General features: G+C 63.3%; 9 protein-coding genes and 2 tRNA genes. 6 read left to right on the top strand and 5 right to left on the bottom strand.

What is annotated here, in order from left to right; genetic code table 11:
- Positions 1 to 330: 330 nt before the first annotated feature.
- The 5 genes from VM054_02675 to VM054_02695 all read right to left on the bottom strand — a co-directional run bounded on the left by VM054_02675 (position 331) and on the right by VM054_02695 (position 3,100).
- A complete protein-coding gene (locus VM054_02675; GenBank protein ID HUT97965.1) occupies positions 331 to 882 on the bottom strand; it encodes a DUF3800 domain-containing protein in 552 nt (183 codons plus the stop codon).
- Positions 883 to 1,040: 158 nt separating this feature from the next.
- A tRNA-Lys gene (locus VM054_02680) sits at positions 1,041 to 1,117 on the bottom strand.
- 34 nt (positions 1,118 to 1,151) lie between these two features.
- On the bottom strand, positions 1,152 to 1,952 hold the full coding sequence (gene surE / locus VM054_02685; protein HUT97966.1) for a 5'/3'-nucleotidase SurE: 801 nt from the start codon (positions 1,950 to 1,952) through the stop codon (positions 1,152 to 1,154).
- Positions 1,945 to 2,727 carry a 5'/3'-nucleotidase SurE gene (gene surE, locus VM054_02690; GenBank protein HUT97967.1) on the bottom strand — a complete coding sequence of 261 codons (783 nt, stop codon included), beginning with the start codon at positions 2,725 to 2,727 and terminating at the stop codon, positions 1,945 to 1,947. Before surE (VM054_02690) ends, surE (VM054_02685) begins: the two co-directional genes overlap by 8 nt.
- A 1-nt stretch (position 2,728) precedes the next feature.
- Positions 2,729 to 3,100 carry an SMR family transporter gene (locus VM054_02695; GenBank protein HUT97968.1) on the bottom strand — a complete coding sequence of 124 codons (372 nt, stop codon included), beginning with the start codon at positions 3,098 to 3,100 and terminating at the stop codon, positions 2,729 to 2,731.
- Between the two features lie 386 nt (positions 3,101 to 3,486).
- Between VM054_02695 and VM054_02700 the strand changes: the two genes are divergently transcribed.
- From VM054_02700 to VM054_02725, 6 genes are all read left to right on the top strand, one after another.
- A tRNA-Leu gene (locus tag VM054_02700) sits at positions 3,487 to 3,573 on the top strand.
- Between the two features lie 486 nt (positions 3,574 to 4,059).
- Positions 4,060 to 5,907: a tetratricopeptide repeat protein gene (locus VM054_02705; GenBank protein ID HUT97969.1), complete on the top strand. Its 1,848-nt coding sequence runs from the start codon at positions 4,060 to 4,062 to the stop codon at positions 5,905 to 5,907.
- Positions 5,907 to 6,719: a prolipoprotein diacylglyceryl transferase family protein gene (locus tag VM054_02710; GenBank protein HUT97970.1), complete on the top strand. Its 813-nt coding sequence runs from the start codon at positions 5,907 to 5,909 to the stop codon at positions 6,717 to 6,719. Before VM054_02705 ends, VM054_02710 begins: the two co-directional genes overlap by 1 nt.
- Positions 6,720 to 7,125: 406 nt before the next feature.
- Positions 7,126 to 8,850 carry a CTP synthase (glutamine hydrolyzing) gene (pyrG, locus tag VM054_02715; GenBank protein HUT97971.1) on the top strand — a complete coding sequence of 575 codons (1,725 nt, stop codon included), beginning with the start codon at positions 7,126 to 7,128 and terminating at the stop codon, positions 8,848 to 8,850.
- Positions 8,847 to 9,368 (top strand): nitroreductase family protein, encoded by a 522-nt coding sequence (locus tag VM054_02720; GenBank protein ID HUT97972.1) that lies wholly within the window; start codon positions 8,847 to 8,849, stop codon positions 9,366 to 9,368. Before pyrG ends, VM054_02720 begins: the two co-directional genes overlap by 4 nt.
- A gap of 9 nt (positions 9,369 to 9,377) precedes the next feature.
- Positions 9,378 to 9,947, top strand: a complete 570-nt coding sequence (locus VM054_02725; GenBank protein ID HUT97973.1) for a flavin reductase family protein — start codon at positions 9,378 to 9,380, stop codon at positions 9,945 to 9,947.
- Positions 9,948 to 10,197 lie beyond the last annotated feature (250 nt).

Consider the following 10,197-nt stretch of genomic DNA (forward strand, 5'->3'; position numbering starts at 1 on the left):
GTCTATCACGGCGGCTTCAAGCGAAACTTCCACCTGTTCATCAGAGAAATGGAGTTCCGCTTCAACCACCGAAACGACCCGGATATGCTACCCTATCTGAAAAGCATCCTCTTTGGTCCATGAACGTGTGTGATGCCTTAATTTATTACTGACTAATGATAGTAATTTATGTCCTGCTATGTGTTCATATTTATTCCATCCACCAACTTTTCTTTTACAGGCTTCTTGCATAGCTAAACTGAAGCAAACACAATCACAGAGCTGGATAAAGGGCGTTTCACTGGCTTTCTTAAAGAGTGGATCTTCAATAACGGATATTAATGGGCAATTTTAGTAGGAACCAGATATACCAACTTGGTTATTTCTAACTCTCCATTTACGTAACAGTTTTTTAATTTTTATCGTTCGTGATGGATCTGGTATTATCATACCGTGGCAATTGTCTTCAAGAGAATTCAAATAATTGTGAAATCGTGTAGCAATTCTGTTCCAAGCCATTTCTTCAATGTCACCATTGAAATAAGCAATACTTTTAGCGATTGCTGGATCGTTTTTAATTAGGTAGATATTTAAAAATTGGACATCTAGTGTATTTACTACACTAAAAATATATTGAAAGATATTAGTTATTTTTCTATTATTTAATTTCATATATTTATACTCCCTTGATCTATTAAAAAGTTCTCTTGCATGGATTGTTTGTCTTATGAAAAAATTGAAGTGTTGATGTAATTGGATTTTTAAAGATTTGAAAGTATTAAATGAATCGCGCCATCTATCAAACGCGATGATAAGTCCAGTAAGAGCAAAATAATCTGGATATCTAGTTGTATTCGCTAGTCCTGGATCGCCAGATTCGTCAACGTAAAGCAGGTAGTCCATGATCTTCTCTTGGTGTTGACGTTTTTAATAAAGTAGTATAAACTTTGTTTGGCGGCCAGATGCACCCACAGGTGTTCATGGTTGCCCACAAGACCCGGAGCATTAGCTCCGGGCAACTTTTTAGTGTATCGAAGAGAAGGGGGCTTATCCGGCCCCCGTGGTGGGCCGTGGAGGAATCGAACCTCCAACCCACTGATTAAGAGTCAGTTGCTCTGCCAAATTGAGCTAACGGCCCGCAGGGGTAATGTAGCTCATCGGACGGTCGGGTGTCAACCTTCCCGGAGCCCGTCCAGCTCCCAGCCACGCATCCGGTCGAAGAGGACCGCGTCGTTCAGGTCGAGGTCGAGCGGGGTGATGGAGACGAACCCGTCCCGGACGGCGCGGTGGTCCAGCTCCGGGTTGTCGTCGTCTGTGTCGGACATCGGGCCGCGCAGAAGCCAGCCGCCGGTTTCCTCGTCCAGTTGGTAGCGGGTTTGGAAGATGAAGCGGCCGTGGCGGGTGATTCTTATCCCCCGGAGCTCGGCGGGCGGGATGTTGGGAATGTTGACGTTGAGGCAGCTGTGGGGGGGAATGCCCCTCTCGAGGACGAGCAGCGTCAGCCGGGCGGCGAGGCGGGCGGCGTGCTCCAGGGAGTTCTCCACCGACGGAGGGTCCAGTGGTGCGCCGAAGTGGCCCAGGCTGACCGCGACGCTGGGGATACCCAGCATCGTGGCCTCGAGGGCCGCGCCTAGTGTGCCCGAGTAGAAGATATGGGTGGACAGGTTGAGACCTAAATTGACGCCGGAGACCACCAGGTCCGGTTTTTCGTTCTCGTAGAGGTTGCTGACCGCGTACTTGACGCAGTCGGCGGGCGAGCCGTCGGCGGCCCAGGCCTGGATCTCCGGAGAGATGGAGACCCGTTCGACCCGGATCGGCTTGTGGATGGTGATGGAATGTCCCGCGCCGGAGCGTTCGTACATGGGGGCGCAAACCAGCATATCGCCCAGGGGATCGAGCTCCCGTGCCAGGGAGAGAAGTCCCTTCGAGTGTAAGCCGTCGTCGTTGGATACCAGGATGCGCGGTCTATCCATCTTTTTGCCGGGGCATGACTTCGTTTTCCGCGACCTTCCAGCAGGGGCTCGCGCAGCCGGTGTCGAGGCGGGAGAGCGAGGCGTAACCGGCGAGTATGGCGGCGACGTCGCTGGAGGGATGCTGCCCCTCGGGGGGGTCGTCGTAGCCGTAGAGGCTTACCCCTCCGGGCTCCTCGCGGAAGCCGATGGCGGTGACGATGTCCCCCGGCGTGGTCTCCCTCAGGCCGTGCACCGGTCCGTGCGCCCCGGCGGGGACGTTCAGGTTCAAAAAGTGGCCGGGCTCCAGGCCTTCCGCGAGTATTTTCCGCGCGATGTCCGCGCCCCACGCCGCGGCCCGCCGCAGGTCCTCCTCCTCCGGCCTCCCCCAGTGGCCGGAGCCGTCCAGGGAGCCGGAGGAGACGGCCAGGGAGGGTATACCCCACAGCGCCGCGTCCCGGGCCGCGCCCACCGTTCCCGAGTAGTGGAGGTCCGAGGCCAGGTTCAGCCCGTGGTTGATCCCGACCACGACCAGATCGGGTGGAGAGCCCATCCGCACCAGGCCGAACCGGACGCAGTCCACCGGGAAGCCGTCCAGGACGGTGGCGGCGAGCCCGTTACAGAGACGCCTCTCCTCCACGGTCAGGACGCCGTGGAAGGAGCCGGCCATGGAGGAGCCGGAGCGCGGCCCGTCGGGCGCCACGACGGTCAACTCGCCCAGCACGGCGAGCGCATCGGCCAGTATCGCCAGCCCCGGGTAATCCACCCCGTCGTCGTTGGTCAGTAAAATCCGTTTCAATTCAGGCGACCGCCTGCTTGGCCACGACCAGCCACACCCCGGCGATGATGAGCACGAAGCCCGCAACCTGCCACCAGCTTATCTGCTCCCGGAGCATGAGGGCGCTGACGAGGATGACGATGGCAAAGCCCACGGAGGTGAAGACGGGGTAGGCCACGGAGAGGTTCATCTTCGACAAAACGTAGGTGTAGAAGATCAGGGCGGCGGCGAAGCTCGCCAGGCCGCCCCACAGCCAGCCGCTGGTGAGCATCCCCTTGACGTAGGGCCCGAGGCCGAGGGAGTCCAGGGTGCCGATGCCGCGCATCGCCACCTTCATCAGGATGTTGGCCCCGGCGTTGAAGACAATGCCCAGGGCGAGCGCCAGGTAGGTCATGGTCACCTCACGGGGGGTGTTTTCAGTCCGGAAGATTGTACCTCATCCGGTACGTAAAAGGGGCCGGTGGAGACCAGCCCCTGTGGCGGCCGTACAACTAGGTTTTAGGGTTTTGTAGCTCGAATCAGCACCCAGTCGGTCTTTCCACAACTACAGGGAGGGAATGTCTCTCCTTTTGATAGAGCCCTTTCACTGCCGCAATTAGAGCAACGGTAAATGCCAGTTATAGGTACCTTCTGTCCTGGTCTATATCCCATATCGCCTCCTTTTAGACTACTTTCATTGTAACTTTCTACTAGTATTTGTCTACAGACTACAGTCATCATTCGAGTACCATTGAGGCGCTTGACTTGGCCCCCTCCCGACACTATAATGCCCCTCTCGGAGCCGAAGTGGCGGAATTGGCAGACGCGCTAGATTCAGGGTCTAGTGGGGTTCGCCTCGTGGGGGTTCGAGTCCCCCCTTCGGCACCACCGGCTGGCAGCCGGTGGCAGTTCCGCGGGGTGAGTCGTTTGTATTCGAGGGGTTACTGCCGCGAGCGAGCGGTTTTTTTGTTCCAGGGGCACGATATAAGCGCGGGGCGCTGGACCCCGATTCCGCGGGGTGAGTCGTTTGTGGTCGAGGAGTTAACGCCGCGAGCCGGCGGTTTTTTTTATTCACAGAATTGTGATGACGTAGGGGCGGACCGACGGCGCGCCGTTTAGGTCGGCCCGCGGGCGGCCGTGGACGGTCGCCCCTACGGCGAGTTGTCGTTGCTTATAAATGTAGGGCGGGGATTCCATCCCCGCCGGTTTACCCCCCTCCCTAGCCCTCCCCCCAGAGGGGGGAGGGGATTCATGGCGGTCCCGCCGCTAAACCGGAACGCGGTTATCCCCCGCCGGGGTGGCAATGTCCGCCGTTTGACGGTATACTTACCCAAAAAGGGCACACCTCGTGCCCCCGAAAGGTCGGAGGGCCGGATGGCCAAAGCTTTCAAACGGATTTTTCCGATTCTTCTGGTGCTGGGGGCGTTCTCCCTGGCGTCGGCGGACCCCATCGAACGGGCCCAGGAACTCGTGTACCAATCCAGCGAAAAGCTGGACGCCATCGAGGCGGCCCTGGCCGCCGCCGCCGAAGAGCGCGCCGCCGGGAACCACGACCAGGCCCTGGACGCCCTCAAGCTCATCGAGCGCGACGTTCGGGCCATTCAGAACGGCGAGGAGCGCGTCCGGGAGGCCATTCAGGACGCCAGGGACAAGCCCCCCGTCTTCCCCGTGCCCGAGGAGGGCGAGGACGACCCGCGGATCAAGTACGAGGAGAACCTGTCCCGCCTCGGCGAAATCGCCGGCTGGCAGGTGACCATCGCCCAGATCAAGCTGGCCGAGTGCCACTTCTACTCGGCCATGAACTACCTGGGCCTCATGCACAAGCTCTTCGCCGGTGACGGGCTGCCCGAGAACCCCAGCGTGGAAGACGAAGTGGCGCTGGTTCAGGAGAAGCTGAACCGCCTGCGCACCAGCGCCGGCAACGGCGAGCAGGCCAAGATTCTGGCCAAGCAGGCCGAGGAGGCGCTGGCCACGGCCCGGAACCTCCTGCCCCCCGACGGAGACCCCGTCCTCGAGGCCAACCTGGACAATCTCCAGCCCCAGGTGGTGGACCTCCAGTCGCTCATAGACCAGGAGATTGCCGACACCATCAGCAACCAGGCGCATGCCCAGGTGGAGCTCGGGCTGGTCCTTTTAACGGACCGCCGCTACTCCCAGGCGCTGCGCGAGATACAGAAGGCGGAGACCTACGTCCCCGGCTACGAGCTCGTCCCGCGCGCCACGGCCGAGGTGAACTACGTCCAGGGCATCGAGTACCTGGAGGGCTCCCAGGATAAGCGCGCCGAGGGCGCCTTCCTCGAGGCGCTCAAGTTCGACGGCCGCCACTACGGCGCCAACCTGGAGCTGGGGAAGCTCAAGCTGAAGACCGGCGACCCCGCCACGGCGGTCGAGTACCTGACCCAGGCCGTGCAGATCAAGCCCGAGCAGGGGGCGGGGCATTTCTTCCTGGCCCGAGCCCTGGTCGCCCAGGGGAAGCAGCGGGACGCCCTCGCCTCCTTCGAGCGGGCGGCCGACCTGGGGTACGGCGTGGACGCTTTCCGGGAGTGGGGATTCGCCTGGGAGGCGCTGGGCGACCTGAGAGAGGCGATAGACGTTTACGAGAACGGCATCCGCCACGGCGGCGACTCCGACATGGTGCTGACCGCGCACCTGGCCTACCTCTACGCCCTCGAGGAGGAGAGCGACTCCACGGCGGTCCGGCTGGCGCAGGGGGCCATAGACGGGGGCGGGCCCCTCGAGTTCGCCTGGCCCGCCCTGGTTTTAGCCAACTACAACTCCGACCGTTACTCCGTGGCCGTCGAGAAGGCGGACGAGGCGCTGGCCGCCCTGTCCGCGGGGTTCTCCGCCGCCCGGGCCGTAATTTTTTACGCCAAGGCGGCGTCCCAGTACGAGATGGACGATTTCACCGCCGCCCGAGCGACCCTCGACCAGTCGCCCCCGGACGTCCCGGAGGCACTTCGCAAGGATTTCGACAAGCTCCGGGGCAACGTCGTGGACGCGCTCACCCGGGGCGTGGATAAGGAAAAACGCGACCTGGAGAAGGAGCGCGATGAGCTCCGGGACGAGCGCAAGGGCCTGGAGAAGGAACTGGCCAAGCCCGAGGCCGACACCGCCGCCGTCCAGGAGAAGATAGCGGAGGTGGACGCCAGACTGGCCGAAATCGAGGCCCGGCTCGGGGAGCTCGAGTCCGAGCGCGGTTCCCTGCAAGAGCACGGCGAGTGATGTTCAAGTGGATCCCGCTCTTCGGCGGAGAGGTTCTGATGCGGACCCTCTTCGCCGCTCTGCTTTTAGCCGGCCTTCTGGGCTGGTTTCTTTACGGGAAATTTTCCGGCGGGTCGTGGCGGCGGGCGACGACCGACTACCTCCGAGCGCTCGTGGTCGGGCTGGCGGCGGCGCGGGCGGTCGAGTACATCGTCTTCCTCCCGAGCTACCTGGGGCAGGGCCATCTGGTCCGGTCGTGGACCTATCTGGGCGGCTGCTTCTGGCCGGGCCTGGCGGTCGGGCTGGCGACCCTCTGGTTCTTTACCAGGAGGCGGGGTGACGCGCCGTGGCCGTCCGTGGCCGCGGGGGCTGTCACCCTCACCTTCGCCATGGCCCCCGTGTGGATCGGGGCGTTGCTGGACGGCTCGGCCTGGGGCGCGGCGGGCGACGTCCCCTGGGCGCTCGGGCCCGGTCAGTACGGCGTCCTCGTCCCGCTGTTCGCGTTCGGCCCCGCGGCCGCCTTCATGCCGGGGATTTCCGCCGCCTACACCATCCACCCGGTCCAGGTCTACTTCGCCCTGGGGTGTCTTTTGATCGGCCTCGGGGGCGTTTTTCTAAAAAAACGCCTGGCGCCCCGCCCGTTCAGCGCGGTCCTGGTGGCCGCCCTGGCCCTCCTCTGGTTCGGCCTCGGCTTCCTGCGGGCGGACGACCCGGTTTTATTCCTGGGTCTGTGCGCGCCCCAGATTATGGCCCTGGGCGGGCTCGTCTGGAGCACGGCGATCCTCCTCACCGAGAAAAAAATCCGCGTGAACCGGCCTCCGACCGCCGGGTGACGGTGGGTCGGTATGGGGCGGCCCTCGACCCGCTAGCAACGCCGTTTGCGATGACGTAGGGGCCGACCGACGGCGCGCCGTTTAGATCGGCCCGCTTTTTTGAGGCGGTCCTCTCGACGGTCCGTGCCCAATGGGTTTACTACGATTCCAGCCCCGACCCTCACCCTAGCCCGTAGGCGAGCCTCTCCCTGGAAGGGAGAGGGGGGCCCGTGCCTCGCGGGTTGCGATATGCGGGCGATAGTGGACGGTCGTCCCAGGCGCAGATACCCCCGATCGGACCGAAATTTACGAAAAATAACCCGTGGCGCACACGCGGTTTTTTTGTTAACCTATACTCCCGTAGATTAACCAAACCGGCGCGAAAAAACCGGTTCTGCAAGCTCCAAGCGAGGCGGGGGAACGGACGATGGAAGGGCTGTTCGATTTCGAGAGCATCAGCGCCAAGACCGACGATATCGAGGACGTGGATTTCTTCCCGGAGAAATACCGCATCGGGCGCACGAAGTACATCGTCATCACCGGAGGGGTGATGTCCGGGGTGGGAAAGGGGGTCTTCTCCGCGTCGCTGGGGCACCTCCTGAAGCACTACGGCTTCTCGGTGAGCCAGATCAAGATTGACGGCTACCTCAACTATGACGCGGGGACACTGAACCCCTACCGGCACGGCGAGGTCTTCGTCCTGGACGACGGCACCGAGTGCGACATGGACCTCGGCACCTACGAGCGCTTCCTCGACTGCGACCTCTGTGCTGACAACTACCTGACCTCGGGCAAGCTCTACTCTAAGGTGCTGGAGAAGGAGCGCAAGGGGGACTACCTGGGGCGCGACGTGCTGGTCATCCCCCACGTCACCGGGGAGATCAAGCACTTCATCCGCACGATGGCGAGCTCGCGGCCCTACGACATCGTGCTCATCGAAATCGGCGGCACCATCGGCGACATCGAGAACCTGCACTTCGTGGAAGCGGCGCGGGAGCTCTTCGTGGCCGAGGGGCGCGAGAACGTCATGTTCGCCCACGTCACCATGCTCCCCTACAACGAGGCCTCGGGGGAGCAGAAGTCCAAGCCGACCCAGCACTCGGTGAAAAAGCTCCTCGAGACCGGCATCCAGCCCGACATCGTGGTGGGTCGCAGCCCCAAGGGCGTCGCGCCGAAGGTGCGGCAGAAGATCGCCCTCTTCTGTAACGTGGCCCAGGAGAACGTCATCAGCTCGCCGGACCTGCCCAGCATCTACGCCCTGCCCTACGTGCTGGACCTCCAGCGGCTGGCCTGGCTGGTGACGGGGCGGCTCAAGCTCTCCATGCCGATTCCGACCAACGGTAAGACCGAGCCGCCGCTCCACTCCTACGTGGAGCACGTGCAGGCCGGGGACCTCCCCGTGGTCAAAATCGCCATCACCGGCAAGTACGCCACGCTGAAAGACTCCTACATCAGCATCGTCAACGCCCTGGAGCACTCGGGGGTGGCGCTGGGGGTCCGGGTGGAGCCGGTGTGGGTGGACACAACGGAGATAGCGCGGCCCGAGGACGTTGAACGGCTGCTGCCCGACGACACGGCCGGCGTCATCGTCCCCGGCGGCTTCGGCGCCCGGGGGGTGGAGGGCAAGATCCAGGTCATCCAGTACGCCCGGGAGCGGGGGCTGCCCTTCCTGGGCATCTGCTACGGCTTCCACTTCGCCGTGGTGGAGTTCGCGCGCCACGTCTGCGGCCTCGAGGACGCCCAGACCACCGAGGTCAACAGCCGCACGCCCCACCCGGTCATCCACCTCCTCCCCGAACAGAAGAAGAAATCCAGGCTCGGCGGCACCATGCGTCTGGGGGGCCACAAGGTGCGCCTGGACCCGAAGAGCGCGGTGGCCAAGCTCTACGGCCGCACCGAGGTCACCGAGCGGTTCCGCCACCGCTTCGAGTTCAACGACGACTACCGCGAGATGTTCGAGAAAAAGGGGATGCGCTTCGTGGGCACCACCCCCGACGGTGTGATCATGCAGGTGCTGGAGCTGCCCGGCCACCCCTACTTCGTGGCCAGCCAGTTCCACCCCGAGTACACCAGCCGGCCGCTCTCGCCGAATCCCCTCTTTCACGGCCTGGTCCGGGCCGCCGCCCTAAAAAAGGAGCCGGTGACCGCATGAATCCCGTGATAGATGCCATCCTGGCGAGGCGCTCCTGCCGCGACTTCACCGGCGAGGCACTCCCCGCGGAGCACGTGGAGCTGCTGAAGGAATCCCTGCGCTGGGCCCCGTCGGCGGGCAACCGCCAGCCCTGGCGTTTCATCCTGGTGGGGGACCGGGGGACAAGGGTCCACCTCGGCGAGGCGGCCTACGGGCAGATGTTCATCGCCGACGCGCCGCTCATCGTCGTGGTGGTGGCGCTGCCGGAGGTGTCGGCCGGGCGTTACGGAGACCGCGGGCGGGAGCTTTACTGCCTGCAGGACACCGCCGCCGCGGTGCAGAATCTCCTCCTGGCCGCCCATTCCCTGGGCTACTGTTCGTGCTGGGTGGGCGCCTTCGACGAGGGCGGGGTGCGCCGCGTGCTGAGCCTGGGGGCCGACGAGCGCCCGGTGGCCCTGGCGCCCGTGGGGAAGGGGACCTACGCCGAGGAGAGGACCGACCGGGTTCCGTCGAAGAAGATTTTTCACGAGCTGCCCTAGGGGGGCGCCTTGACCGAGAAGGTTCCCCAGGACACCGACCCCCGCCGCTGGGAGACGCCGCTCCTTTTCTCCCAGGCCTTCTTCCTCACCACCACCGACCACGCCGGTAACCCGCACCTGGAGCCGGTGATCCGCCTTTTCCCCCTCGGCGACGAGCCGCCGCTCTTGGGCCTGGTCCTGTCCGAGGGCACCCTGGCCCACCGGCACCTCGCCAAAACCCGGGAGTTCGTGGTCAACCTGGCTCCGACGGGGCTGGCCCTCGCCTTCTGGCAATCCGGGGAGCCGGCCTATACCGGCCTGGACCGCATCGTGCGCCTGGGTCTCACCCTCGAGCCGTCGCGGAAGGTCGCCCCGCCGCTTATCGCCGAGTGTCCGGCCCATCTCGAGTGCCGTGTCGCGGAACGCAAACCGCTCCCCGGCGCCACTCTCTACGTCGCCGAAATCGTGGCGGTGGAGGTGGACCGGGGTATTTCGTGGGGGACGCTTCGTGAGCGGTTCAAGGCGCTCGCGCCGCTGTTGTGGCTTCGGGAGGACGGCGAGTATTATTGCGAGCCGAAGTTGCCCCACCGGGCCCGGTAGCGCCGGGGGGGGGGGGACGCGGAGGTGAGGGTCGCGTTCCCCCTCTCCCCGTGGGAGCGGTGCGCCGACGGGGGTGGGGGTGAGGGCTGCTTTATAAGAAAACGGGCGGACCTGAAGGTCCGCCCCTACGTCATCGCAATATGCAAGGCTCGGACCGGGGTGAGGGGTGTAGCGGTACCCTCTCCCCGTGGGAGGGGTGCGCCGACGGGGGTGGGGGTGAGGGCTGCTTTATAAGAAAACGGGCGGACCT

Source organism: bacterium (genome assembly GCA_035528375.1).
Classification (GTDB): domain Bacteria; phylum RBG-13-66-14; class RBG-13-66-14; order RBG-13-66-14; family RBG-13-66-14; genus RBG-13-66-14.

What these genes read in the sequence shown, in the direction of transcription:
- VM054_02675 (HUT97965.1), bottom strand. Translation starts at nt 882, where the DNA reads ATGGACTACCTGCTTTACGTTGACGAATCTGGCGATCCAGGACTAGCG.
- surE (HUT97966.1), bottom strand. Translation starts at nt 1,952, where the DNA reads ATGGATAGACCGCGCATCCTGGTATCCAACGACGACGGCTTACACTCG.
- VM054_02695 (HUT97968.1), bottom strand. Translation starts at nt 3,100, where the DNA reads ATGACCTACCTGGCGCTCGCCCTGGGCATTGTCTTCAACGCCGGGGCC.
- VM054_02705 (HUT97969.1), top strand. Translation starts at nt 4,060, where the DNA reads ATGGCCAAAGCTTTCAAACGGATTTTTCCGATTCTTCTGGTGCTGGGG.
- VM054_02710 (HUT97970.1), top strand. Translation starts at nt 5,907, where the DNA reads ATGTTCAAGTGGATCCCGCTCTTCGGCGGAGAGGTTCTGATGCGGACC.
- pyrG (HUT97971.1), top strand. Translation starts at nt 7,126, where the DNA reads ATGGAAGGGCTGTTCGATTTCGAGAGCATCAGCGCCAAGACCGACGAT.
- VM054_02720 (HUT97972.1), top strand. Translation starts at nt 8,847, where the DNA reads ATGAATCCCGTGATAGATGCCATCCTGGCGAGGCGCTCCTGCCGCGAC.